We start from the raw sequence: 26,247 nt of genomic DNA on the forward strand, positions 1-26,247 counted from the left end.
CCCGTATACGGTCATGGATTTTTCACCCCTGCGAACCATGAAGGTGTGTAACTGGCATCTGCCGGCGGCACGTGTACGCGGAGGCATCATGGAAAAGCTCAGCATCAAAACCCCAGACGACTTCATTGCCCTCATGGGCCACAGTCTGGGATTCTGGCCCACCGAAAGCCTGGTCTGCGTCATCCTGGACGACAAACGCATCGGCGCCACACTCAGGGTCAACCTTCCGGCCCCCCACACCGATACCAAACACTTCGTTGACCAGGTAGTGCATCATGTCGGCACAGACCATCAGGCCACCGGCATCGTCTTCGGCATGTTCACCAACAAGACCTGGCCCCTAAACGAATCGCGTCCACACCAGGGCGTCGTGGAGGAGCTGACAGGCAGGCTCAGCCAACAGGGAGTGATCGTCCGTGACGGCTGGCTGATTGGAGAAACCACCTTCACCAACTACCTCCGTATGGGCACCGCCGACAGCACCAACTACCCACTGGACGGAGTGCTGTCCAGTGAGCTAAATGCAGAATTGGTCTTTCGCGGTTCCAGCATCGAGGCCTCTCCCGGGTTCCGCATCCCAGTGCTTGCTCGCCCGGCACTCAGCACCGAAATCATGCGGCACTGCTTCCGCATCGAAGCAATGAACCCACAAGCTGCCATCACCCGCGCGCGAATGCTCTGGAACACAATGCTCGACGGCGGCGGCGAACCTACCGACGACGAAGCCGCGGAACTCATCGCGAACCTAAAGTTCATCAGTGTCCGGGACCGGCTCCTCGCCGACATCCCAGGCATCGACGACAGCATGCGCGACTTACTCTTGGGACAAACCAAACAGAGTCCACACTGGAACCGCGTCGACCGTGCCTCCGAACTCCTATTCCAGCTCTACATGCGCACAGACGGCACCGATGCCGCGCCCGTACTCACGAGTCTGGGCGTCATCCAATGGTGGGAAGGCCACGGCAGCAAAGCGCACGAGTGCTTTCAGCGTGCCCTCGAAGCAGACCCCGAATACCGACTCGCCCAACTCACCGACCACCTCGTCCGCGAAGGAATTCTCTCCGATTGGGCCACAGACCGGCAGACCGCATACCAGCCACCCCACACCCGCGGCCCAGAAATTGGCGGTTTGGGCATGGCGTAGCCGGGTGGCCTCTGCCACGTAAAGAAATCGCAATTTCCGTATCCTCGGAAATCTGTTCTAGGTGGAGCCAGGCTCAATTCTTCAAATTCCGGAGGCGTCCGAAGCGGTCAGTGACAGTGTCCACGTCCGATTCTCGACACAATTATCGGAGAGCCAGGCATCACGTGGAGAATGAATCGAACCGCAGCACTTAGCAGAAAGGTAAACTTCGACCCTTCAGGTCGGGGTTGGCGATACTCCTTCCATCACATCGTGAGGCTGAAACTCTGAAAACCACAAGGAACTTAGGCTTAACCGGCTATAGTCGTATGAAATAGTGTGGCGAATCTAGAGCTCGTTTGTTCGAGAAAATGTAAGACAAGGGACCAATTTGACGCATGACATGGACTTTCGCCGTTCCAATCCGCAGCAATCTCCCCGCACTCAGGAATTCGGATATCTTTATCGGACCGCGGATACTCATGAACCCTAAGACACGTACCCTGTTTCAACGTCGGCAGGTATGGGAAATTCAAACTTTAGAGGATCCATCACTTGAATTGGTTGCGCTTGATCTGGAAACCACCGGATTCAGCCCTCGAATAAGTCGCGTCATTGAAGTTGCAGCAGTGAGGTTCAACCTCAATGGAGAAACGCTTGATTCCTATTCGAGCGTGGCGCTTCCTGACGGAGAATACGTGCACGCCGCTGAAGAAATACACGGCATCACCGAAGAAGAAGTACTAAATGCGCCACCCTTAGGCGATGTCCTAAATGATCTTCTAGAATTCATCGGCAATAGTCCAGTTGTCGTTCATAACCTAAAGTTTGAGGACCAGTTCCTTACAGCAGAATTGCTACATTACAACGTTCCCCTACCGAGAATCGACGGTATTTGCACGCTTCAAGCAGCGAAGCACGTCTTCCCAGGATTGCGAAAGTACAGCCTTGATGAGCTTGTCAAGCATCTCCAACTGGTCCGAGTAAACCCGTCACACCGCGCCCTACCGGATACACATGCATGTGTCGAGCTATTCTGTAATACAGTGAAGGTTTGGCGAGCCGATGGATGTTTGGTATCGGAGATAAAGTACGAGGAACCAACGCTACCGGGATTCGAAACGGCCCTGATTGGGGTCGAGATAAAAACTGCACGCCATCGTACCAGGAATACAGTTCCTTCACCCTCGGGAAAAAGTTCGACATTCCATAGGCCGAGCCACCCATCCAAGATGGTAGCGGCACCGACCGCAATAGATTTTCCAATGGCAAGCGCATCCAAGATGACAAGCGGCAGCCATGAACAGCCGTTGTTTCCCCAAATAGAGGCGTCAACAAAATTTGGGTTTCGCCCTACTTCTGAACAAACCAACATATTGGACGCTTTCCATCAGGGAGGTGACCTTAAGATTACGGCCGGTGCTGGCACTGGGAAGACCAGCATCCTTCGGCTGATCGCGGAATCGTCCAAATCAAATGGAACTTACGTCGCCTTCAACCGTGCAATTGCCATGGAGGCGCGGAAGTCTTTCCCTTCGAACATTTCTTCCTCCACCGCACATTCACTCGCTGTGCGCATGCTACGAGCGGATGGCAAGGGAGCCGTCATCGACAAGCTTTCCCGCCCGCGGATCCCGTTGCGACATGTGGCGGGATTTCTCGGTCTCAAAGGGCTGAGGTTGTCTGAGGTCCGCGGACAAGCCATTCATTTCGATGAACTGGACCTTGCCCGGGCAACACTGGACATGGTTCGCAACTTTTGCCAGAGTGCCGATGTGAGCATCGATCTCCGGCATGCCGAACCGATTCCCCAAGTCGACGCAGCCGGCGGGAACAAAAACAACAAGGTAATTGCAGACTATATTCTCCCATTCGCAAAGATGGCCTGGCGAGACATCACCGGGCCATCCGGCACTGGAATCGAGTTTGAACATCACCATTATCTGAAGCTTTGGGCCCTCAGCTCGCCCAAGATAGGCAGAGAAGGCGATATGTTGCTTATTGACGAAAGCCAGGACCTCAACCCCGCTCTGGTGTCTGTCGTTTCTTCCCAGAACCATTTGCAAAAGATCTACGTCGGTGATGCTAACCAAGCTATCTATGGATTTACCGGCGCCATCGACGCCCTCTCGACATTCGAGGCAGCGCATTCCCTCTCGCTGACACAGTCCTGGCGTTTTGGGGACCCCATAGCCCATCTAGCCAACGGTTGGCTGCAAGACCTCGGCTCAACCCTGCAGCTTTCTGGGAATCCGTCAAGGATATCGAAACTTACAGGAGATGAGGGATCTGACGCTGTTCTTTGCCGAATGAATGCGACCGCAGTCGCGGAAGTCATGCGCGCCTACGAACAACACCAAAGTGTTTCTCTCACCGGTGGCGGCGACGACGCACTGTGGTTCGTCCGAGACGTCCAAAAATTCAAAGACGGCCACCGACCAACACATCGAAACCTCTCAGCATTTTCAAAATGGACCGACGTCATCGAATACATCCAACACGCAGGCCAATCAGCCCACGAGATGAAGACTTGGGTGAGCTTGATCAATAGCTTCGGTGAGCAGTCGTTAGAGCATGCACTCACGACATTAAAACCCGAAAAGAGCGCACGGGTAACCGTCTCCACAGCTCACAAGGCTAAAGGTAGAGAGTGGGACACCGTTCGGATTGCGTCAGATTTCGCAATCAAACGCCATGCCGAAGTACCGACAGAAATCGATAGCGCCAAGTCCGTCCGGGCGGAACAAATGCTCGCTTACGTAGCGGTAACTAGAGCGCGCATAAAAATCAACCCAGGCGTGCTTAGCGATGGTCCACTGCCTGACCAAAAAACTGGATCAGCTCCAATAACGGTAACCTTGACGCCAGATCAACAAGAAGCTTTCACCGCACGACTGGGCATTGATTTCGAAACCTGGCTGTCCCAACAGACCTAGATCGAATTTGATCGCATACATTGCCGCCCACGGCAATATGACGACAGCAGTAGTCCCACTTTCGACCCACGTCCATGATCTAAATTGCAGCCTTACACGTCTGGCACCCAAGGGCTTACCCGAGGCGGGAAGTCCCACGGGCAGCAGTCATGAGTGAAGACGACCCCGCGACCATGAGTCTGTATGTCTACGCAAAAGTGCCCCCAATGTCACGTCCTTTTTGACCCGCGTCGGTCCACTCAGCTGTACTGTTCAGCCGAGTGCTCCGGGCGATACCGCGAGCGCCGTCGTCGAGATAAGCGACGTGCCACGGCGCGAGTAACTTCTCAAACGCTTGTCGCCGTGGAGCGTGCGGATGGGAACGCTCGCTTGCTGCTTGCTGAGAAGCGGCATGAGCGCAGCCTGCACTCCGAGACATCTCTGGTGGTGTCAAAGTTTCAGGAAACGGTCTTGGCCCGAGACAGAGTCATTGATGAGCAGCGAACTCGGCTCCAACTGTTGGGTGCCAAGTATTTTGATCAGTCCGGGCAGCTTGCTGAAGCCAAGGCCGAATGTGTCGAGTTGACGTTGGAAGTCTCGCGGATCTTGAAGGACCGGCATGCTGACGTGCAGGACCTAATGCAGATCGCGGTTCGCATGCTCCAACTCACCGACCATCTCGGTATCCCCCTCGACCGTCCGACGGCGGACATCTTTCGCCGCCGCGGCTGGAACACGAAAATCCCGGCAGGCTCACGGTGACTGTCTCCATCGCCCGCCTCACCGCTCACAGCGGGGTCAAGTACCTACTGAAGACCACCATGTCCGACGACGTCCCCCTCGCCTCGGGTGATGCGACCAGTTACTACATGAAAGCTGGCACCCCTCCCGGCAGGTGGCTCGGCCAAGGACTGGCCGGCATCAGTCGAAAGTCGTTGGATCCAGTGAGCTCACGTGATGCCAACGCAGTCTTCACTCATGCCGAACATCCTGAAACCCATGAGCCTCTGGGGCGCCATCATGGCCAAACGACAGTGGCCCAGCGCAATGGCGAGGAGGTTCAGCGCTATGCCGTTGCTGGTTTCGATCTAACCTTCAGCGTTCCTAAGTCTGTCTCGACGTTGTGGGCGCTGGCCCCACAAGCTGTCCAACGGCAGATCCTCGCCGCGCACCATGAATCCGTCAAAGAAGTCCTGGCATGGTTAGAAGAATCTGCCATTCATACTCGCACTGGAAGAGGCGGCGTCGCCCACGTCGGAACCATCGGTGCCGTCGCTGCGTCCTTTGACCACTGGGAATCTCGCGCCCGCGATCCTCAGCTCCACACGCACGTTGTCATCGCCAACAGGGCTCAAAGAATCACCGACCAAGCGTGGGGCACATTAGATTCGCGAACCCTCTATAGAGCCACTGTGGCCGCCAGCGTGCACTATAACGGGCTTCTCTTTGACCGGCTGCAAGACAGGCTGGGTGCAGTGTCCGGTTTTCGACCTCCGGCTGGTCATGACCGGAATCCGCGCCATGAGTTGGTCGGTGTGGATGATGCCTTAATTCAGGAGTTTTCCAGCCGTTCGCAGGGCATCAATACGGAGACTGATCGCTTGATTGCCGAGTGGGAGAATACCCACGGGTATACCCCGTCAGCCACCACCATCATTAAATTCCGTCAACAGGCGACTCTCTCCACCCGGCAAGCCAAAGAGACGAACCCCCAACCGCTGGACAGTCTTTCTGCGGGGTGGCGCGGCCGTGCCGAAAAGTTGGGTTTCGATCCAACACAAGTCCTGCGACACACCATCGATCGGTCCCATGAGAGGCCCGTCACCGTCGCCGACCTGACGGCTCCTTGGGTGACCGCTGCTGCGGCCGCATCACGGGAAGCGGTGGCCAGGCGGAGGGCCACGTGGAGCCGCTGGAACCTTCTGGCCGAGGCAGAACGCATCTGTGCCGAAATCCGCTGCGCCACCTGCGTCGACCGCCGCCACATGATCGACGCCGTGACCACCGAAGCGGAATCACAGTGCGTCGCCCTCAACGCTACAAGATCCCGCTCAACGCCGGGAATGACATCGCCTTCGCCGGCCACAGCGTGTTCGAATTCCCCGGGGCCCGCCTCTACACAGACGCAAATATTCTCGCCAACGAACAACTCATCATGGACACCAGCAAGAACGACGCCGGACCCTCCATCGCGCCCGACCTCGCCGACACCCTCCTCATCACAAACAGTGCTCACCCCGGCAGTCCAGTGCTAGCTGAGGACCAGGCCGCAGCAGCGCACGAGGTTCTTTGCAGCGGGAGGTTCCTGGACGCCGTCGTTGGTCCTGCAGGGTCGGGGAAAACCACCACCATGGCTGCGATCCGCCAGGGCTGGGAAAAGGTTCATGGGGCGGGCAGCGTGATTGGGCTTGCGCCGGCGGCTGCGAGCGCCGATGTCCTTGGGCGCAAGATGGGGCTGGCAGCGGAGAATGTCTCCAAGTGGCTTTATGAGTCCGTTGGTCAAGGTGCGGCCATACGGGCTGAACAGTTCCATGATCTCGAAGGCGCCGCGGCACCGCTGTCCTGGCAACGGACCAGGAGTGCCCAACGCATGGCTGGTCTGGCTATGCGTCAGCAACAATGGTGTTTCCGGCCAAACCAGTTAGTCATCATTGATGAGGCGTCGATGGTTTCCACTGCGCAGTTAGCTGCGCTGGTGCATCAGGCCCAGGACGCCGGTGCCAAGATTGCGTTGGTTGGAGACCCTGCCCAGCTGGATTCGATCGATGCAGGCGGGATCCTGGGTTGGCTGGACAGGAAAGGCCAGACGGTCCAGCTGACCAGCATTCGACGCTTCAACCACCTGTGGGAAGGGCCAGCGTCGTTGCTATTGCGTGCAGGTGATGTTGAGTCGATCCAGAGCTACGCCGCCCATGGTCGGTTGCGTCATGGCGACCACCCGGACATGATCGATCAGGCCTACGAGAGCTGGGCTGCAGATACCAGCAACGGCTTGGAGTCGATCTTGATCGCTCCTGACAATGACGCCGTGACGGCGTTGAATGAACGCGCGCATGCAGAACTCGTAGACCGGAGAGTGGTTGATGCGACACATGTGGTCCGCCTCAGCGACGGGCTCAGCGCGGGCCGTGGCGACACCGTCAATGCACGCAAGAACGATCGCCGCATCAAGGACGATGCCGGCGATTTCATCCGCAACGGCACCCTCATCAAAATTAGTTCCAAGCCAAGTCGCGACGGCGCCATCCATGGTCGCCGTCTGGATACGGGCCAACGCATTCGTTTGAGCTGTGAGTACCTGGCGGAGTCTGTGGAGCTGGGCTATGCGACCACGGCACACCGTTCCCAAGGCATTACCGTCGACACCAGCCACACCGTCCTCACACAGGGTTGCCTGACACGCGAGCTCTTCTATGTAGGCATGACACGAGGGCGGGATTGCAATACCGCGTACGTCTGCGAATCCGACATCGCACAGGACCATGTTGCCCTCGATGCCGCCGAGCCCACGTGGCAGGAGATCATCGCCGAAGTACTAGCCGCACAAGGTGCTGAACGAACGGCCCACGAAGTAGGAGAAGAAGAACGGGAAAGTAGCAACTCCCTGCACCAGCTCGCCGCTGAATACGACTACCTCGCGCAAATCGTTGCAGCCGACCAACTACGCGCCGCCGTCGAACGCACCCAACCAGGGCTTGCGGCCAGCCTCGAAGTATCCCCGTCGTGGGGCGCAGGAGTGGCTGCCTGGCGCAGCGCCGTGGCCGCTGAGCCCCTCGCCGCGGCAGCAACGCTGGACCATGCCATACGACGTCCTGGCGACACCAAGGACCTGATGGCAGTCATCCACGCGCGACTCCGCCAGATCGGGAACGCCAAGAATTCCGACGGCGACGAATGGCTGATTGAAGACCTCCATACCAACCGTGCCGACTTGGCGGAGATGGTCAAGCAAGTGCGCCACCTCGGCATTCGCCGGGTTCAAGAATTGAACGCTAAGGCAGCTGCCGGGACGGAACCGTGGACCCGGAAGCTGGCAGACACCATTCCTAGCATCATCTCGGTAGCCGATCGCAATACATTGATGGAACGCATTGCCATCTATAGAGATCGCTGGCTCATCGGCACCGATCCTGATCCATTGGGCCCTCCCCCGGCAGACTACGAATGGGAACGCGCCCGGAACCGGGAGCGCCTCAATGCCGAGCTGAAGCGACTACAGAGCATGCCCGCGAACACCGACGAATCAAGTGCCGCTCAAGTTGCTGTCCATGCCACTCTTACCAATGTCGGATGGGAAATTTAGAATGAAAGCGGAGGTGGTTCCGATGGAGGACAATCCGATGGTAAAGCCGGCGCTCAACAGCGCACCGCTCGTGGTGCTGACTACATTGACCGGCGTGGCTCTGCTGTATGTTGTCGCCATCATCGCTCTCGCATGGCTACCGGCCTTGAGTGTTTGGATCGTGCTTGCTGTAGTAGCCGTCGCTGCTGGACTGGTCACTTGGCGTTGGTCCCTGCGAATTCAGAAAAGGCGGCTGTGGCAAGAATTCGCCGACAGGCAATGGGAGTACTTGTCTCGCCTCAAGAATGAACACTCCACCACAACCGAAGTCACTGTTCTCGACTTCCAGGAGCTTCAGCCGACGGGAGTATGGGCCACGATCCGGTGGGAAAAGTTCGGCTACGTCCAACCAGCATGGATCGAACCGTGCAGCTTCTCTATCTGGCCGCAAACCGTTCTCCTTATCCGCCCTGACCCGACACAAATTCAGGTTGGGGCTCCATGGCCGGCAACATATCACCTCCGATCACAGGCATGCCTAGCGATTGCGCCGGCACTGGCCCGTATGTGAATCCCTCCGAAGTACCTTTGATCAAACGATGTAGCATGACGACCAAGCAAACAGATTCTCGGAGGAACATGGAAAACGACAATCTTGTCCTTGATACGTTAATTTTCCGCAACTGGCCTGTCATGGGTGTGGAGTCGTTGGCTTTCCGATTCGAGCCCGAAGACAGCCGGACAGGCATCTACGTTCTCTCATTCGCCAACGGTGACCGTTATGTCGGCAAAAGCCTGAATGTCGTGAATCGGTTCGCAAACCACCGGCGTCGATGGAGCGACATCACATATATAGCCTTCCGACCGTTCCAAGCGGCGGAACTCAACGCACGAGAACGCCAAGTTCTTGGAGCCGTTGAACGTATTAACTACAGGGTCCGCAATATAGACCTCGCCGGTCGAACCGGAGGAGGCGGCCTACTAGACATTGTCATGGAGGAAGAAGCCCAGAAAGAATGGCTAGCTTCAGCCATCCCAGAACCAACAGATTCGTCTCGGTATACGGTCGCATCACGCCGCGCGGGAGGTCTACCCCGATTCCAACACCTTCTGGGACGAACCGACGCCCAGGAACTGATCGAAGTAGCAGCCCGGTACATTGGCTCTGCCATCCCATGGCCCAGCCAAACAGAGGGACGATTCTGGGTTGTCAGCGCCATGGCTTCGACGGATAGAAGCAGCAACTGGCAGCGGCTAGTCAGCATCAGCGCGCAAAATGTCGAGGTACTGGTCATTGGCGAGGCCACAACAGTAATTGGACGGGGCATCGAAGGGTTCATAAACGTGGACAACGACGCTGCTGATATCGAACACTGGATTCAAAACCAAGGACTCGACGCCTACTCCGAGGCTGGTAGCTACGGCCCCGTTGGAAAGGTCTGTACCATCCACTTCACAGGAATTGCGGCGCTAAACAGGCTCCTCAGTGACGATAGCCCAGTGACCCGACCGGCCAAAGCCCTCGCTCTGAACCTCATGCGCAAAGGTCCTTCCATGTACACCCGGTTTCACAACGACCATCTAGCAGACGCAATCTTTAGCCGGATAGCGAATCAAAAATAGAATCTAGGGCCTCGTCTGACTTTTGACGCTGGACTTATGCGGAGGACTCATACGGACTTGCGGTATCAGGTCATGCGTCCCTTTCCGCCTATTCCTGTCAAGTCATCATTGAACGGAAGGAGGCCGCGGCTGATCCCAGACCCGATCAAATTCCTCGGCGACCAGAGGCCAGACAAGGCGAAGACCGTCCTCGATCGACATGACCTCAGTGGATAGTGGCGGGAATACAACGAAATCGTGTGGGATGACTCGACCTGCTTGGTCTTTTCTCCCCAACGGGTCAGGGAAGCGAAGCGCCACCTTGTTACTGACTTGACTCCAGGCTTCTGACCCATCTCCCACGCCAGAGAAGACGTTGTCGTATTCCGTAAGTGGATCTGGGAGCTGCCTGTCGCGAAGGAACCGGAAGCCCCAGGAACGCCCCCGTGTCGCCCAGATAATACTCACTTTTTGCTCCTAAGCAGGACGTCCTCGTCTTCGCCTTGCTTAAGATCCAACCGGAATCGAGTCAATGTTGCTGTCAGGTAGTCCTTCTTGGCAAGCGCGTCGGAGTGGGCGTCTGTGAGTTTCTCCGTTGCCATTTTGACAGCATCGTTCATCAATTCGGCGCCAACCACGGCAAATATCGCACCCAGCGGACCAGGCAGCTTGATTTTTCGTGAAACCCAAATGGCTGCCAAGGCTCCTGCTCCGCTCAGCAGAGACTGGACCACTTTCACAGGGAGTTGCTTCGCTTGGGCCCACCGCACATGTCTCTCGAATGGAAGCACGGACGCAATTGGAAGTACTAGGTCTAGGCCCACGCGCTTCGTCATCTCAATCTTGTCAATTCCGAACTCCGCTGATGAAAGAAGGACAAAGTCTTCCCCCACGGAAAGGGCGTCGTTTCCTTCTACAAGCCCCGCCAGCACCTCCCGCAATTCATCAAGCTCGCCACTGGCCTTCTCAATGAGAAGATCCCTGAATTTGTAGACGTCCAGATTCGGCAGGAGGTCCGACTTGGACAGTGCCATGATCCAAATACGGGGGAACTCAACGAGCGGCTTACCATCAGACATCAGGTCATCCCTCATTGACAGCAGGCCATTCTTGAAATTCCCAAGCAACAATTTGAGGTACCGCTCTTCCTCCCCTGCATTGTCCAGCAGCAACTGACCATCCACCATCATGAGGGCAACATCAGAACTCAGCAAGGACTTGAAGGTGTCAACCCTGCGTTGCGCCTCTTCCGGTCCACTGACGTCCTCCTGGAACCATTCCCCCGGGTAGTCGTGCCAGACGAGACGAAGGGCGTCGAACGACTTTCCCTTGGCAATCTTGGCGTTGGCTCCATCCTTCATTCTGATGGAGAACGAGTACGACGTGGCCAAGAACTTGTCGGCTGCAGGAAGCCTCGCCGAATCCCTCATGCCAAGGTAGTTCTGATGCAACCGATTGCCCTGACCTGTTTGGTCTGCAATGACGTGGAACAGATTCTTTTTGAGATTATTGGGCTCTTGTGCAGCGCCGTAAAACGAAGAAATCATGACGGTCTTGCCACTGCCGCTCTCACCAAAAACTGCGATGTGCTGCTCTAGGGCCCTGTTCAGTTGCATATGGGAAGCCTACACAAAAGGACTCTCCCACCCTGTCATTTCGCAACTTGCCGAGCGATGAAGTCGGTCTTGTTCCCGAACATCGCAAGTTGCCAGATTGAGATCCCTTGAATTCACGCCAGCAACTCGTGCGGATTTGCGTTCCACGTGCTGCACGCCTGTGACATTGTCATCCCGATGACAAGGCCCCAAGCTGCGGACAGGAAAGATCGCCTCCCGCCGACTCCAATTGGTCGGCAGCGTCCCCTGCGCTCACACCTCAATTTCCAGCGCCGGCAGCCCATCAACGATCCGATTCGTTTCCAGACTCACGGCGACAATTCGGCCGATCAAGTCGATGATGTACCGTGGCTGTTCATGCTCGCGGGACCAGTCGTTGGGATCGTTGACGATTCCGGAAGCCTTGTCAGTCTTCACCTGGTATCTCTCTAGAATCCAGTCTAGGCCCGACCTAGCGCCCAGCATGTAGCGCTGCGCCTCCACTGGCAAGCCTTCGAGGGTGACCTTGCTGTTGTACAAGATGCGGGTCTTGTCCCAGGCACCGGCCTTGCCGCCGTACTTCATCTTCTTCACCGCATACTTCTCATAGTCGTCGCCCACAGGCACGACGGAGGTCCCTACCTCCGTGAGCGGGAATGGCTCTTGCTCCTCGTAACCAATGTGTAGAGCTGAAAGATCCCGGCCCGCTTGTGAGAATGCCATGAACTTTTCCGCGCCCGGGACTTTGGGGATGCGCGGCAGCATCTTCTTCAAGTCTGCCGCAAATTCTGTGCGGTAGTCAGGCGAGTGCAGCAGCCCATAGACGTAGAAAAAGATGTCGTCTTTGCAGACCGCCGCACCATACGCTGTACGATAGTCTGCCAACGTCCCATCGGTAATGTTGTCCACCCGCTCCGAAGACGACGGCGCACCAGCGGCGGAGAACAAGTCGTCACCGACCGTCGGGGTTGTGTAGGTGTAACGAGGGAAGAATTGGCCTTGACCTGATCCCCAAAGTGACAGATCTGGAATCGCGTCCACCATCAACACCGAAAACGGCTTGTCATTACCGCTGCCAACGACATAGAATCCGTAGTTTTTGCTGTCTGGTTCAGGGAAGAGTCGGGTCATGATGGCTGGCCGGTGGATGAGATCGATCTGGCTTGTGACGTGCCGCTTGTTGAAAGGCCGATAGATCGATAACCGGCTGGGTTGAAGCTTTGCATCGATGAGCGTGCCGTCATCAAAACGCTTTTCCAACCCTGAAGTCCAGCTGATCAGTCGGGGATCTAAGCTGCGCTTTCCGTCGGTCAGTTGTTCGTTGAACGCTCGCGTTGTCATTTCAATATTCGCGTTGAGTTGGGCTTGAGAATCGTTGTACACCCACGCATCACGGTTGGTCTGGAGTCCGGCCGAGTATGCGTTAGCAACACCCGCCCCAGACCTCTTGTCGCCCAGGGGCTGAAAGGTGTCGAACACGTCGTCGCGTTGGTTGATCCAGTCACCCTCGGCGTTGGGAGTTATGGTGTCCCAGTCAAGGGTGCCGATGCTGGCGGCGTCGACGAGGGCGAGTTTTTCCTTGCGGTCCAGATAGTCGCCGATGTCCTTGTAGTGCAGGACCGCACCCGGAGTTGCACCGGGCTTCTTGACCAGGATGAGCACGGCGACAGTATTGCGACTGCCAGAGTCGAAGATCTTCCCGCCTTCTTTCCGGCTCTGTTCCCCAGCCGTACGCTGGTTTCCGCGGAGATTGTAGACATAAATGTCGTGGAATTCGCCCACGAGTGTTTTGCGCAGGCCATCTGCAGTGTTGCCGTCGATGTAGCCGCCGTTGGAAACGTAGGCAACGACTCCGCCGTCGGATGATTTCAGGATGCGATTGGACGCCCATCGGATAGCCCGAATGTAGGAGTCATATAGTGAGTTCTTGTTGGTAGCAGTCGACCGGTCTGCATACGTGGAGCGGATGGATTCATCCAGGGTGGGGTACTTCAGGTTCGCGTTATTGTCGTTGCCGCTGGACTGGCCCACGGAGTAGGGCGGATTGCCGATGATGACGCGGATGTCGAGTTTGTTCTGCGCAATCAGCCTGTCATTGTTAGAGGTGAACACGCGCTCGTCGAGAATGTCGCCGTCCTCCGACATTTGGAAGGTGTCTGTGAGGACCATGCCATCGAATGGTACATATGCCACGGTAGAGGCGTATGTACCAGCCTCAGTGGCCTGGTCTTCGATCATCCCGTGAAGCGTCGCTTCGATGTTGATCGCGGCGATGTAGTAGGCCATGAGCAGGATCTCGTTGGCGTGGAGTTCTTGGGTGTACTTGCGCAGAAGATCTTCAGGCTTGATCCGGCCGGACTGCAGCAGGCGAACCGTGAAGGTGCCGGTCCCAGCGAACGGGTCCAGGACGTGCACGCCAGGCGCGGACAGAGATGAGTTGAAGTCCTTGGCTAGTACATCGTCAACGGCGCGGATGATGAAGTCAACCACTTCCACCGGGGTGTAGACAATGCCCAGTGATTCGGCTGCGCGAGGGAAGGCAAGCTTGAAGAACCGCTCGTAGAGCTCGGTGATGATCTTCTGCTTACCTTCGGCGTTGGTGACGCCTTCGGCCCGCACCCGCACGGAACGGTAGAAGTCCTCAAGGTTTTGCACCTCGGAGTCGAGGTTGTACTGCTCAAGCACACTGATCATGGAGTCCATGACCTGAGAAACGGGGTTGTGTGCGGCGAAGGAATAACCGTCAAAAAGGGCCTCAAACACGGGCTTGGTAATCAGGTGTTGGGAGAGCATGTCGATGGCATCGGCTTCGGTGATGCCATCATTGAGGTTGCCGCGCAGTCCTTCGAGGAAAACGGTGAATTCTTCTCGGGCGCGTGGATCCGGACCATCCAAGATGCTGCGGATTCGGATCACGTGCCGGTCCGCAATCTCCTTCACATCGGTCGCCCAGGACTCCCAGTACCGCCGGTCGCCGACCTTGCGAACCATCCTGGCGAAGATCGCGTTGCGCCAGTCCTCTGCCCGCGCAAGGGCGAACAACGTCTCCTGGGTTCCCGCATTGTCGGGGCCGTTCTTCTCCCCGGCCGGGGCACCGCCGTCGTCCTTGTCAAAGGTGCCAGAGACTGCGATGACATCAATAACGTCATTGGCGTTTCGGTTCAGATCAAGCTTGTTGATCATCGCCTCGAAGCGATCATCGTGGGCACGCAGGGCCTGCAGTACGTCCCAGACAACCTTGTACTTCTTGTTGTCATTGAGTGCGGTCTCAGGATCTTGGGATGCCGGCACCGCGATGGGCAGGATGATGTACCCGTATTCCTTACCCTCGGCCTTGCGCATCACGCGCCCTACTGATTGCACGACGTCGACCTGGGAGTTACGCGGGTTCAGGAATAGCACTGCGTCCAGGGACGGAACGTCGACGCCTTCGGAGAGACACTTGACGTTGGAAAGGATGCGGCAAACGTTGCCGTCGGCCTGTTCCTTGAGCCAGTCCAGTTTCGCGGAGCGCTCAAGCACGTTGAAGGTGCCGTCCACGTGGCCAGCTTCCAACTTCAGGGCGTCCGCTGCCTCCTCATCGGCTGCGTTGACGAGGAGTTGTTTGCCGATCAGCTCAAACTCGTCGGCAAGCTTTTTGGATTCCTTGATATTGCGAGCAAAAGCGACGGCACGACGCATGGGGCTGACGTCGCCAATGTCGAGACGTTGGCCATTGACTCCGCGCTTGGAGAGCCCGTTCCAACAGCCCACGATGCGGGCGACGTCGTCGAGCTTGAGATCACCGTTTTCTTCAAACATGCCCTGAAAGGAGCGTGAAACGGCTTCTTCGTCCACTGCCAGGACCAGGACCTTGTAGTCAGCCAGGTGGCCCATTTCCACGGCCTTGCCGAAGCCTAGGTGGTGGAACTCCGGGCCGAACACTGCCTCGTCATCCATGGAATAGACAGCCACATTGTCCTCGGCAGCTTTGGCTTTGGACTCCTGGACGTATATGCGCGGCGTCGCCGTCATGTACAGGCGCTTGGCCGCCTTCAGGTACGTCTCATCGTGGACGCGAACAAAAGTAGAGTCGTCGTGGTCAGCCTCGGTGATGCCTGTGGTCCGGTGCGCCTCGTCGCAGAGGATCAAATCAAAATCGGCAAGACCCTGCTGCTGCGCCTGAGCGATCACGTCAATGGATTGGTAGGTGGAGAACACCACCGTCACCGCATCCTGGCCGGTGCTGATCCGGGCATGGTTCAACAACTTCACCGGATCCGTAGTGGCCGGGAACGCCAGGTCATGGACACTGACGTCCTCGTTCTCCTTGCGCCCCACCTTCGTATCAGAACAGACTGCGAGCGCCCTAATGGGCACTGTGGCCTGAGCGGTCCATTCGTTGAGAGTCTGTTGTAGCAGTGCGATGGAGGGGACGAGGAAGAGTACGGTCCCTCCGATGGGGACCTGCTCCTCGACGATCTTCAAGGAGGTGTACGTCTTACCCGTACCGCAGGCCATGATCAATTTGCCGCGGTCACCGGCTTGGAAGCCTGCGGCTACGTCGTCGATGGCTTCCCGCTGGTATTTTCGGGGTTCCTTTCGGTCCAGCTGGGTCATCTGCTCGGGCACATCGACGTCGAACTCGGCCCAGTCAATGGTGGATTCCGCCAAGTCTTGCAAGCGGAGCCGTGTCATTTCTTTGGACTGGCCCTCCAGCGCGTCCTCCGCGTGCTTGGACCATTTGTCGGTGGTGGAGACGACCATGCCGTAGGAGAAATCAATCTTTCCGGCAGCCGTGAAGAACGAGTCGATCTGCGCTTTCTGCAGCGTCGACATCGGATCATAAAACTTGCACTGGATGGCTGTTAGTTCACCCGTGTAGCGGTCCTTCGCGACAAGGTCGATCCCCGTATCCACTTTGCCGTCACGGCCAGGGTATTCCTGCCACATCCACACGTCTGAGAACTGGTCCGCGTACTTCGGCTCCAACTCCAAATAACGCTTGATCAGGCGCTCAAACTTGCTGCCCTTGTCCTTCTGGTCAATGGCAGTAAAGTACAAGCGGTCAAGAACATCTTCGAATGTTGCAAATCCCATGCAATCATCTTGCCGTATCTATGCGCATTCCCTTGAACTACCGGCTGATGTCACCTTGAGGCGTCGCCCATATCGCATATGCACCATCATTTTGTTCTCCAGAGCAGCAAGAAGTGAAATCGATCAACCCTCAACCGCGAGGCCACGGCCAGCTGCGCGGTTTTGCTGCGGCCCAGGCTCCGTGTGGATGGAAGTTTCATTTCGAGAAGTTTGATATATGGCTATCGGCTGCGGGTATCCCAGCCTGCCACCCAACCCCTGCGGGCTTGTCGTCTCCAGAACTGTCTTGGCAACCGACGTCACCCTGCCGAGCACGGACTTGGCAATGTCCACACGAGACATCGGTTTCCTCTCCAGGGTGCAGCGGAGTATCGAGTCAGCTTCTGCCTCCAATACTGCATCGGCCCACCCTGCTAAGTAGGCAGTCGATTGGGGTCCACGGTCGATGCCATGGGCGCGAAGAACCACGTAGGCGACGGATTCGGCCTCTATCTCGGCCAGACCCCGGTGTTCGGTACTGCTGCCGTACAGTGCGCCGATGGCGTCTCCGGGAACGTGCAGTGAGGCGTGGGCGAGTTCGTGGGCCAGCGTTGCGATGCGGTCTTCAACATCCAGCCAAGATCCAACGCTGATCAGACGACGAGAGTGGTCGGTATAGCCATCGGCCAGTCCCGCCTGCGCATCCGAAACGATAATGTTGTAACGGGCTTTTCTGGCCACTGCAGTGAGAGATTCCCACAGCCCGTTGTAGACATCAACATCGAGTGGCGTATCCTGCTGGCTCGGGATTGGGACAAGCAGCGGCTCCCCTTCAGTTTGGGAGACATCAAAGACTGCTTGTCCACGCCATCCAACGATGCGGGACCGATTTATCCCGTCGCCTGGTTCGGCCAGCGCCCGCTCGCCTTCTGCGGGGCCGTGCTCAGCTTCTTCTGTATTGGTGATTCGGGTTGTTCTCGGGGCGATGACGTAAAGTGCGCGTTCGCCTTTGATGACATAGCGGCCGTGACGTTCCCACTCCTTGTATCCGGCAACGAGAGCCGGCTGCACTGGTCCACGTTGGGCCATTTGCATCATGAGCAAGGCGACGTTGCCGCCTGAGTACCGCCACATGGTCGCGGAGGCGTCGAGAAGCCGATGCCACTGATTCGGATGATCGACAGCGTCGGCGAGCAACATGTAGAGCCCATCGGTAAGCTCTGCAACGCGCTGCTCGGGGCCCGGATGAGATGCTGGCGGTGCCATTCCATTTCCAGTGGTGGTGACCAGATGCGGTTTTACTGGTTCGGTTGATGAGTCCATGATGGCGCTCCTTGTACTAGGTCAGGAGTCCGACGTATCGGGTTCAGGATCTCGTTTTGCGGCTGGATCTCCCGACGACGGCGTGGCTGGTCCCGTGTTTGGCTGGCCCAGCTTGCTTGCCTGCATGCCCGGTCCATCGTTGGGCAGTTTGCGAACGGGAGGTTCCCTGTGTTGCTGCAGGCTCACACACCCGGCGGTGCGGGTTTGCTCCCGCAGCCGGCTGATACTGTGCTCGAGGCGTTCGTGGAAGCCCAAAGGGCCAAATCCGCCGTCGTCCTCGGTGTAGGAAGCCTGCTCAGCTCGCTGAAGCGCATACAGCTCTGCGACGATGTCCGAGTGCCGCCACCAGCAGTCCGGGATCACGGAGGTGGTCAGGTGGTAGCTTTCCACGAGCCAGCGAACCCACCGCCCCAGGTGTTCCCAGACGGCAACGGCTGTGCGGGGGTCCATGTCCCGCCACCGGTAGGTGATGGGGACTCTTTCGGAGCGCAGCCCGCGCGTTGAGCCGAAAAGCAGCGCGGCGAAGTTGTCTTCCGCACCGTTTTCAACGTCGTATTCGAAGGATTCGTCCTCGTCCATGGTCATGCCTCCTGTTGTTCTGCGGCCGTGACCGCTTGTTGTTCGTTTTGTCGTTTGAGATGGCCGGTCAGCAATTCGAGTTCGGTTTGCTCCTTGGAGCGACCGAGTTCTGCCGCGTCCTTTCGTTTGTGCCATTCGCGCAGGTCCAGCAGGATGGGCCTGCTGCGGCGGCCCAGCATGATGGCCGTTCCTGCTGGCAGCCTGCGGATCTCATGCAGCGGGATAACGGGCGACTCTCGGATTTGTTCTCCGTCTTGACGCCCCTGCGACGACCACGAACGGGTGTTGAACGTCAGCGTCCGTTCCCCAATCAGTCCGGCCAGTGCCCGGAGGTCACGTTCGTCTGAGCCGCCGCCGAAGATGACCTTGATGATGGCTGCGTCCCAGATAGTCGCCGCCTCATCCATGGACCAGCCCGAACGAGCTTGAGACAGGGACTGCAAAACCACAAGTGTGGAGATGCCGATGCCGCCTCCATCAGAGAGCGCTACAGGCAATCCAGGCCAGGGCGAGAGATTAGCGATCTCATCCAGGATCAGTGACAGCGGTGGATCTAGCCGCCCACCGGCCACCACAAAGGCCATTTCCCGGGCGGCATAGTCAATATCGTCAATCAGTGCCGACAAGTAGGGCCCTGCGGCGGCAGCTCCGCTCTTGGTGCCTATCAAGTACAGAGTGCCCCGTTGTTCAATGAAGGCCTTCGGGTCGAATTGTTCGCTGCTCCCTTTTGGGTCCAGAGCCGCGAGTACTTTCGGCGAGGACAGCGGGGCGGCTGCGGCTGTGACACCGATCCATGAGTTGGAGGTGTTGCGTGGGTCATCATCGATGATGCCCATGAGATCTGCCTGCCAACCCAGGGCGGCTTCCGGCCTGTCAAGCACAGCCAGCGCCTCCCTCGCAAGGACTGGGTTTGAGGCCCAGCGGCGAAAAGCCGATACACCCTCCCCTGACAGTGCAGCCGCGTGCAGTAAACATTGCAGCACTATCTGCGAGCGCTTTTGCCAGGCGACGTTCTCGCCTTTGAGTGCACTGTCAGCTGAGATGACCAGTGCGCGTCGGCTGGCGACATCAGGGTCTTGGCAGCCGCGCACGGGTGACCAGCGCAGTGTTGAGGGCAGCCCTGACATCCCCTGCGGGTCGAAGACAGTGACGGGGCGTCCGTTGGTGGCTCGGGCTCTCATGGTCACGACGAGGTTGTCGGCCCGGGTTGAAGTGGTGACAACGGCGCCGGGCGCGTCGAGAATGGCGTTGATGACGATGTAGAGGCCCTTGCCGGAGCGTGGGGCACCTTGGATGACGAGGGATTCTTCGGTAGAGACGTGGACTGTGACGCCGCGGGATTTTCCGATGGTCCAAGAGACTTCCTCCACTTTGGGGTCTTTCACACCGGGATGGGTGTAACGTCCACGCTTCAGGGCGGCCTTGGCACCGAACTCACGGGAAATTTCTGCCCTCCGTGCGACGCCGTCGCGGCTCAGAATGTCTTGACGGAGCCACGCGCCGGATTGACGCCAGGTACGCAACCCCAGAACACCCGCCAGCGTAGCCAACGCGACGACAATAAGCACGGGGGCAATGAGCAGCCACAGCTGTCCGGTGCGGATGCTGCAGGAACCGGTAATCGGCAGTATCCAACCCATGTGTCCGGTCAGGAATCCGGGAAGTGCTGCGGGGCTGAAATCCCAAGGTGCCGAGGTCCCACAGCTCGCGGAATACGCCAGATGCGCGGCCACTTGGATCAACAGACCAAGGACCACGTATATGGAGGTCGCGATCAGCCCGATGGAAACCAACGGATTACCGTCATCCAATCGCCGCGGCATCAGAGCATCCTCTCATCGGTGCCAAACACAGCCAGCTCGTCCGTGGTGACTTCGTTGGCGACAATGAACGACCGATTCCCGACCTTCCAGAGCCCCACACCCTTAGGCAAGTTCTCCACATGTTCGCACTCTGCCTCGGTCAGCCCCAGCGCTTCCTTGGTCAGCCGCATGGCGTCGTGCTTTTGCCGATAAATGACTCTGGTGTCGGCCTCCGTCAGCAGGCCAAGTGCCTTTTGCCGCAGGCCGCTGGTGCTGTCGCCAATCTCGTTCAGGTCGGCCACTTTGTGCATGATGAGCAGGTTCGCGATCCCGTAGCCGCGGGCCAGGCGCCACTGCTCGCTCATCTTCACCAACATGTAGGGGTCCGCCAGCATCCGCCAGCCTTCGTCATAGACCACGATCCGTTTGGCTCCGTCAGGATTCGTCACCGCAGCCTCCAACCACGTCGCACCGCACGCAGCTGCCAGGGACAGTGCCTGTTCCGAGGCGCCAATCAAGGCAGAAGTATCCATGACCATAATTGGGGCATCAGCATCGAACGCGACAGTGGACGGAGCATCAAACATGCCTTCCAGGTCCCCTGACACTGTTCTGCGCAGTGAATGTCCGACGCCGGTCCCTCCATTGGGTCCGACCAGTGCAGCTGTCGCTGGGGTTGGGTTGAGGAGGTATTCCAGCACCATGGGTAGCGTCGGGGTGCTGTTGGCTGCAACGGCATCCGTCAACGCCATATCCAGTGCCGTATGTTCCACCGGACTCAACGGGATGCCGGGTCGCATGAGTGAAACCAGAGCCACGAGCAGATGGCGACGGCGTTGCCGCACCACAGCCAGCCACTGCGCGTCCGTCAATGCAGAGGATCGCGGACCGGCGTCGAGCGGGTTGACTCTCGTGGGCCGGCCGGGGCCCACAGAAATGACTTTTCCACCTGGGATGGCATTGGCAACCGGCACCCACTCACCCTTGGGATCAGATGCCACCGCAGCCTTCCGGCCCAGGGTGATGGAGCGCGTCACCAGGGACTTGCCACACATGGACTTTCCGGTGCCTACGGTGCCGATGACAACGATGGACGGGCCACTGATGAAGCCTTTGTCGTACATGACCCACGGGTCGTAGCAAAACGCTCCCGAACCAAACAAGTCAGTCCCGATGTACGTCCCCTCAGGCCCGAGACCGGATTCCGTCAGGAATGGATAGGCCGCTGCCATGGTCATCGTCGAAGCCCGGTGCGGGGCCGGATGAACGCGGTGCGGACCCCATAAGGAAACGCTTCCCCGTTTTCCCCAATCCGGCATGACACCGCGGCCAGCATTCTCGGCTACTCGCTGTTCCCGTAGCTCACGCAAGGACAGCTTTGGTTCCATGGTCACGGAACGCTCGTTCCGACGTCGTACTTGTCGAGCTGCACGGTTCTCACCTGCAGGAGCAATGCTGACCGCTGCCACATGCTTACTCATTTCAATCCCCTTCCCAAGGGCAACGCCCCAGCAATAAACGCCGCCCACTGCTGCCCAGCCATCAACCGCAACTCCACAAAGGAACCAGAGGCGGCAGATTCAAGTTCCTGACGGCAGCGCGACAACTCATCCAGCGTGTCCGCTGTGACAGTTACATAGGCGGCCGGACGAACATCCCCATGACCGGCCACGATTTCATCCTCGCGTTGGGCCACTTCCTCCTCCTCAGCCCGCTGCTCCCGGGTCAACGGTCGATCCAGACGAGCGTTGATGCGGCGGCGAGTGTCATGGGCCTCCTGCGCCGATCGGATGTCCCGCAGCGCCTGATCCGTGGGAACCGCCCGGATGACTTGTGTAATGGCGTGGCGGAACTCCCCCACATAGATCAGCGGCTGCAGGAACCCTGGGTAAACCTGCTGCCGGGGCCATTCCGCGACCCAAAACGTTTGATGGAACCCGGAATCAGTGCGCAGATAGGTCCAATGCTCTTCAGTGGCCATGGGCCCCGGCGACACACGCACGATCCCCTTCCCAGTACTTGTTGCGGCAGCCCACCTCGCCACCGCCGCTGGGTCGAAGGAACCACGGACGACTGCTGTCACGGCCGCGCCCGAGAGCCACTCCGTCACAATCACACCGTGGGTCTTCAGCCCAGTGGTGAAAGCCTCGACCTCCGAACGCAGCACATGTTCCAGCCCGCCCAGCGATCCCCCGGCATCCTTGATCCGTCGTCTCGCCCTGGCTGTGTCCAACACGATGGTCAGGATGATCTCGTGACTCATGGAAGCGCCCGCAGCATCAATCAAGTCCAGATATGATCTGTCGCCCCACTGCGCATCGGCAATGCGTTCCGGCGGAACCGCACGCTGATAGTAGGCCCGCAAAGCACTCGAAGGGTAAGGGACCGTGTAGTCCTGAATGGCGATCCGGGCCACGGCTGGTCTACTAGCCATGGCGGCCTGCACCCGCGACCAGGATTGAACAGCATAGGACTTGTCGTCACTGTCCATCAGCGCAAACGATGTGGTGGTGCATCGCAGAGACACGATGGCTTCATGCCCCTGCCTATCAACAATGAATCCCTCGCCTGCCGCTGTGGCGCAGAGTTCCAGACTGCCCAAGCCGCCGGGCAATGCCATTGTTCCCACGCGACTTGGCTGCTCAGTGCTGGCCAGAAAACGGGTCTCTTTGATGACCGCACGTAGGAAGAAGACCGACGCGGTATAAGCCCACACTGGAAACGGAATACGCCCATAATGCAGCACACCAAACAGCATCATTCCCAGCCAGATCGGCGCTGTCAGAATGAGGACGAGCGGGCCCCCCAGGGCAGAGGCAATCGCCGCTATCAACATTCCTGCTGCGAACAGTGACAGCTGGTACCACTGCAAGCCCATAAACAAACCATGCCGTTCATGCCGAGGGAAGCGGACAGGTTGCAATACCCGAGTTTCTTCAGTCATGGCCTTCATCTCCATTTCGATACGTGTTGCTTGGTGGCCGCTTGCTTTGATCGACCGGGCGAGGACTATTTACCGGCGTTGAACTTGGTGGTTGCGGCCTCGGCCCGGATGTGGGAACCGGGCGGTTCACCGGCGGCGTAGCCGGTGACACGGTCGGGTTTGGCGTTGAGTTTGGCGGAGGGTTGCCTCCCGCATTCCCGGTACCACTCTGGCTTTTCCCCTGGTAGCGGGAAGTCGTTGGCGCTCTGCCCGTGCCTGTGGGCATAGGGTGCGATCGGCCTGTATCCCCTGGTGGCTCCGGCCCCTTGCCCGAGTCACCACCTCCACCTTTTGCAGCCGGACCAGGAGGCATGGGCCACGCCTGAGATGACGGCCGATGCTGACTGGGGGGTGGCTCCAGACGATGTCGGCGCAGGCTTCGGGCTCGCCGTCCCCGATTGGCCGCCAATCGTCGCAGCTTGTTGATGCAATGGAATCGAAGGGGTGCGGGACGCAACGGGTGCTGGCCCTTTGCTCCCAACCCCAGGCAAATGTATTTTGCCGCCAAATTGTCGGCCGAGTTGACGGCCGGTGAAGTTCCCTGCCCGACTGAAGACGTGACCACCGCCGGCCATTTGGGCAGCACCCGCAATTTCCCCACCAGCAAAACTGACAAGCTTCAACGCCATCAAGGGCGCGCCGCACGCCAGAACCATGCCTACAGCACCTGAAGCGAGGCCGCTAAACGAGGTCGAGTCGGCGAACAGCTTGACCGCGACTGCCAGCACAGTGGCCGCGAGTGGTTTGGCAATCAACAGCGCGACCACGGTTTCGCACCAAATTCTGGTCCACGACTTTGTCCGCTCCCAGGGCAGAAGCATGATGGCCACCGGCGCGACCGCCGCCAAGACAATCAAGGCAAACGACCGGAAGATCATTGAGCACATGAGGATAAACGCGAGAATCCAGACGACAAGTACAGCGATAGCAGTGACAACCACGGCCCCGCCAAGCCCACCTGCGGTTCCAGAACTGAGCGACACTACGTCCCATTCACGCCCGGAACCTGCCGGTGCCCGCTGGAACCCAAACAATCGCATAAATACCAGGTACGGGTCTTTACCAAGAGTTTCCAACAGGGCGGTTGACGCCGAGTCAGTGAAACTGGAGAGTTTGCTCATCAGGTTCGTCGCGAGGAAAACCAACGGGACCGCCAGTGCTCCACCAAGCAGTGCCCGGCCGATGCGACGGGGTTGTTGGCTCACCAAGCCGCCAATCAACTGCACGATCATGACCACAACCAACGGCGTCATCATAACGACGACCCACCAGTTGGTAAGTCCGCTGACAATGCCCCATTCAGATGCATCTATGTCTGAGACACCGAAGGCTCCGGAGATGAACGACCACATCCATGAGGCCATGCTTTCCAAAATCCCGGCAACATAGGACGTGACGGACGCAGCGAAATCATCGTTGGCTTGGGAAACAATGCCGCAGCCGGGCGGCCACCAGCCACCAGCACTGCACTCAACCATGGGCAACATGGCAAGGTCCTAGAATCCTAGGTTGAAGGCGTTCTGCGACCACAGAATGTAGCCGTTAATACCGCCCAGAATAGCCGCGACGGGACCTGTCCAGAGCAAAATCATGCCGCCGCCGGAGGCCAAGCGCGACGACTGACTGAGCTTTCCAGCCAGCAACATGGCAGCACCGATGATCGCCACAATGGCGATCACGATGAATGCGCCGACGAGGATTCCGCCGCCGATTTCTTTGAGAGATTCGAGGAACGGGAAGTTGGGGTTCGGGGTAATCCCGGGATCCACCGCTGCCAGATACAACATTGTGAACTCCATTCAATGGTTGTCCACGGGCGTGGACGCTATGTTCACTTGCATCATGGTTGCGGGGAGGGAAATCCCCATGACCAAGTGCCACTTGGGGATTATGACCGTCCTGCAGGTGCACTGAATTCGCTCAGGGTCTGAATCCCAGCTGAGAAGCCAGACTTGACTGGGGCGTGTCTCCTAATCGATTCTCGGTGATTGCCGTGCCCCAGATCAGTACGGCGTGCAAAACGATGGCAGACCTGTAGGTCAGCGCGAGCTTATCGTAGCGGGTGGCCAGCGACCGCCATTGCTTGAGGACGTTGAAGGTGCATTCGACCACGTTGCGCCGCTTGTAGGCGTCTCTGTCGTAGGTCACCGGACGCCCGCCGGACCTTCCCGTGCGCTTTCGGTTGGCTTTCTGGTCCTCGCGCTCGGGGATGACGCATTGGATGCCGCGCTCCCGCAGATATTGGCGGATGGCCCGGGATGAGTAGGCCTTGTCGGCCATCGCCCGATCGGGCCGGGTCCGGGACGCCCCGGGCCCGGCCTTCTTCACCTTCAGGGCTTCCATGAGGTTCTGGAACATCGGCGAATCCCTGCCCTGCCCGGCACCCAACAGGAACACCAGGGGCCGCCGGTTTCCGTCGACCAGCGCATGGATCTTGGTGGTCAGCCCGCCGCGGGACCGGCCAACCGCATGGTCCTGGGGCTCAACCAGCAGATTCTTGTAATTCGACAGGTCCCCCCGCGCTGCGGGCGAGGTTGGTGCCGTGCTGGGGGGCACGGTTCACCGTGGAATCCACCGACACCTCCCAGTTGATCAGGCCCTCCGCCTCTGCATGTCCCAGCAGCGCCGCCAGGACCGTGTCCCAGGTGCCGTCGCAGGCGTAGCGCCGGTGGCGCTTCCACACCGTCTTCCATGAACCAAAATGCTCGAGCATATCACGCCAAGGGATCCCGGCCCAGTACCGGTAAACGATGCCCTCGGTCACCAGCCGGTGGTCGTTGAAAGGGCGCCCCGCCTTGCCCGCGGAATCGGGCATCAACGGGGGCAATCAGCTCCCACTGGGCATCGGAGAAAACGGTGTAACGGGATTTCACCCGTCAATTATCCCCGGGAGCACCGTCGGCAATTTGGAGACTCACGCCCTAGGTCTGCCTCCAGCATCGCATCGACGACATTTGCCTCCTGCCGGTATCCGCCGACGCC

Annotated in this window: 16 protein-coding genes and 1 pseudogene; 7 read left to right on the forward strand and 10 right to left on the reverse strand. The window is 58.4% G+C overall.

Features of this window, described 5'->3' with window-relative positions:
* The first annotated feature begins 13 nt into the window (after window positions 1-13).
* From RY113_RS13480 to RY113_RS13510, 7 genes are all read left to right on the forward strand, one after another.
* Window positions 14-1,147: a DUF4192 domain-containing protein gene (locus RY113_RS13480; protein WP_315914967.1), complete on the forward strand. Its 1,134-nt coding sequence runs from the start codon at window positions 14-16 to the stop codon at window positions 1,145-1,147.
* 377 nt (window positions 1,148-1,524) lie between these two features.
* Complete coding sequence (locus RY113_RS13485; RefSeq protein ID WP_315914968.1) at window positions 1,525-4,062, forward strand: exonuclease domain-containing protein; 2,538 nt, start codon at window positions 1,525-1,527, stop codon at window positions 4,060-4,062.
* Window positions 4,063-4,431: 369 nt separating this feature from the next.
* Entirely contained in the window at window positions 4,432-4,803 is a 372-nt protein-coding gene (locus tag RY113_RS13490) for a hypothetical protein (protein ID WP_315914969.1), read from the forward strand.
* Window positions 4,800-6,296 (forward strand): MobF family relaxase, encoded by a 1,497-nt coding sequence (mobF, locus tag RY113_RS13495; protein ID WP_315914970.1) that lies wholly within the window; start codon window positions 4,800-4,802, stop codon window positions 6,294-6,296. The genes RY113_RS13490 and mobF overlap by 4 nt, the downstream gene beginning before the upstream one ends.
* On the forward strand, window positions 6,197-8,344 hold the full coding sequence (locus RY113_RS13500) for an AAA family ATPase (RefSeq protein ID WP_315914999.1): 2,148 nt from the start codon (window positions 6,197-6,199) through the stop codon (window positions 8,342-8,344). Before mobF ends, RY113_RS13500 begins: the two co-directional genes overlap by 100 nt.
* Window position 8,345: 1 nt before the next feature.
* Window positions 8,346-8,894, forward strand: a complete 549-nt coding sequence (locus RY113_RS13505; protein ID WP_315914971.1) for a hypothetical protein — start codon at window positions 8,346-8,348, stop codon at window positions 8,892-8,894.
* Window positions 8,895-8,962: 68 nt separating this feature from the next.
* A complete protein-coding gene (locus tag RY113_RS13510) occupies window positions 8,963-9,946 on the forward strand; it encodes a GIY-YIG nuclease family protein (RefSeq protein WP_315914972.1) in 984 nt (327 codons plus the stop codon).
* A gap of 443 nt (window positions 9,947-10,389) precedes the next feature.
* Here RY113_RS13510 and RY113_RS13515 read toward each other — a convergent pair whose 3' ends face one another.
* The 10 genes and pseudogenes from RY113_RS13515 to RY113_RS13560 all read right to left on the reverse strand — a co-directional run bounded on the left by RY113_RS13515 (window position 10,390) and on the right by RY113_RS13560 (window position 26,138).
* Window positions 10,390-11,541, reverse strand: a complete 1,152-nt coding sequence (locus tag RY113_RS13515; protein ID WP_315914973.1) for a TRAFAC clade GTPase domain-containing protein — start codon at window positions 11,539-11,541, stop codon at window positions 10,390-10,392.
* Window positions 11,542-11,793: 252 nt separating this feature from the next.
* Window positions 11,794-16,599 (reverse strand): type ISP restriction/modification enzyme, encoded by a 4,806-nt coding sequence (locus RY113_RS13520; RefSeq protein WP_315914974.1) that lies wholly within the window; start codon window positions 16,597-16,599, stop codon window positions 11,794-11,796.
* A gap of 123 nt (window positions 16,600-16,722) precedes the next feature.
* Window positions 16,723-17,901: an ArdC-like ssDNA-binding domain-containing protein gene (locus RY113_RS13525; RefSeq protein ID WP_315914975.1), complete on the reverse strand. Its 1,179-nt coding sequence runs from the start codon at window positions 17,899-17,901 to the stop codon at window positions 16,723-16,725.
* Window positions 17,902-17,922: 21 nt separating this feature from the next.
* Entirely contained in the window at window positions 17,923-18,486 is a 564-nt protein-coding gene (locus tag RY113_RS13530) for a hypothetical protein (protein WP_315914976.1), read from the reverse strand.
* Window positions 18,483-20,303 carry a TraM recognition domain-containing protein gene (locus tag RY113_RS13535; RefSeq protein ID WP_315914977.1) on the reverse strand — a complete coding sequence of 607 codons (1,821 nt, stop codon included), beginning with the start codon at window positions 20,301-20,303 and terminating at the stop codon, window positions 18,483-18,485. The genes RY113_RS13530 and RY113_RS13535 overlap by 4 nt, the downstream gene beginning before the upstream one ends.
* Window positions 20,303-21,763: an ATP-binding protein gene (locus RY113_RS13540; RefSeq protein ID WP_315914978.1), complete on the reverse strand. Its 1,461-nt coding sequence runs from the start codon at window positions 21,761-21,763 to the stop codon at window positions 20,303-20,305. The genes RY113_RS13535 and RY113_RS13540 overlap by 1 nt, the downstream gene beginning before the upstream one ends.
* Window positions 21,760-23,226, reverse strand: coding sequence for an SCO6880 family protein (locus tag RY113_RS13545; protein ID WP_315914979.1), 1,467 nt, complete (start codon window positions 23,224-23,226; stop codon window positions 21,760-21,762). The genes RY113_RS13540 and RY113_RS13545 overlap by 4 nt, the downstream gene beginning before the upstream one ends.
* A gap of 314 nt (window positions 23,227-23,540) precedes the next feature.
* A complete protein-coding gene (locus tag RY113_RS13550) occupies window positions 23,541-24,752 on the reverse strand; it encodes a type IV secretion system protein (RefSeq protein WP_315914980.1) in 1,212 nt (403 codons plus the stop codon).
* Between the two features lie 9 nt (window positions 24,753-24,761).
* Window positions 24,762-25,052, reverse strand: coding sequence for a hypothetical protein (locus RY113_RS13555; protein ID WP_315914981.1), 291 nt, complete (start codon window positions 25,050-25,052; stop codon window positions 24,762-24,764).
* Between the two features lie 133 nt (window positions 25,053-25,185).
* Window positions 25,186-26,138, reverse strand: a pseudogene (locus RY113_RS13560) (IS5 family transposase).
* Between the last annotated feature and the right edge of the window lie 109 nt (window positions 26,139-26,247).

The sequence above is a fragment of the Arthrobacter sp. lap29 genome (assembly GCF_032458965.1).
Lineage (GTDB): Bacteria > Actinomycetota > Actinomycetes > Actinomycetales > Micrococcaceae > Specibacter > Specibacter psychrochitiniphilus.

Excerpts from the sequence above, each read along its gene's own strand:
- RY113_RS13480 (WP_315914967.1), top strand. The coding sequence starts at position 14 with ATGGATTTTTCACCCCTGCGAACCATGAAGGTGTGTAACTGGCATCTG.
- RY113_RS13485 (WP_315914968.1), top strand. The coding sequence starts at position 1,525 with ATGACATGGACTTTCGCCGTTCCAATCCGCAGCAATCTCCCCGCACTC.
- RY113_RS13500 (WP_315914999.1), top strand. The coding sequence starts at position 6,197 with ATGGACACCAGCAAGAACGACGCCGGACCCTCCATCGCGCCCGACCTC.
- RY113_RS13505 (WP_315914971.1), top strand. The coding sequence starts at position 8,346 with ATGAAAGCGGAGGTGGTTCCGATGGAGGACAATCCGATGGTAAAGCCG.
- RY113_RS13510 (WP_315914972.1), top strand. The coding sequence starts at position 8,963 with ATGGAAAACGACAATCTTGTCCTTGATACGTTAATTTTCCGCAACTGG.
- RY113_RS13515 (WP_315914973.1), bottom strand. The coding sequence starts at position 11,541 with ATGCAACTGAACAGGGCCCTAGAGCAGCACATCGCAGTTTTTGGTGAG.
- RY113_RS13520 (WP_315914974.1), bottom strand. The coding sequence starts at position 16,599 with ATGGGATTTGCAACATTCGAAGATGTTCTTGACCGCTTGTACTTTACT.
- RY113_RS13525 (WP_315914975.1), bottom strand. The coding sequence starts at position 17,901 with ATGGACTCATCAACCGAACCAGTAAAACCGCATCTGGTCACCACCACT.
- RY113_RS13530 (WP_315914976.1), bottom strand. The coding sequence starts at position 18,486 with ATGACCATGGACGAGGACGAATCCTTCGAATACGACGTTGAAAACGGT.
- RY113_RS13535 (WP_315914977.1), bottom strand. The coding sequence starts at position 20,303 with ATGCCGCGGCGATTGGATGACGGTAATCCGTTGGTTTCCATCGGGCTG.
- RY113_RS13540 (WP_315914978.1), bottom strand. The coding sequence starts at position 21,763 with ATGAGTAAGCATGTGGCAGCGGTCAGCATTGCTCCTGCAGGTGAGAAC.
- RY113_RS13545 (WP_315914979.1), bottom strand. The coding sequence starts at position 23,226 with ATGACTGAAGAAACTCGGGTATTGCAACCTGTCCGCTTCCCTCGGCAT.
- RY113_RS13550 (WP_315914980.1), bottom strand. The coding sequence starts at position 24,752 with ATGTTGCCCATGGTTGAGTGCAGTGCTGGTGGCTGGTGGCCGCCCGGC.
- RY113_RS13555 (WP_315914981.1), bottom strand. The coding sequence starts at position 25,052 with ATGTTGTATCTGGCAGCGGTGGATCCCGGGATTACCCCGAACCCCAAC.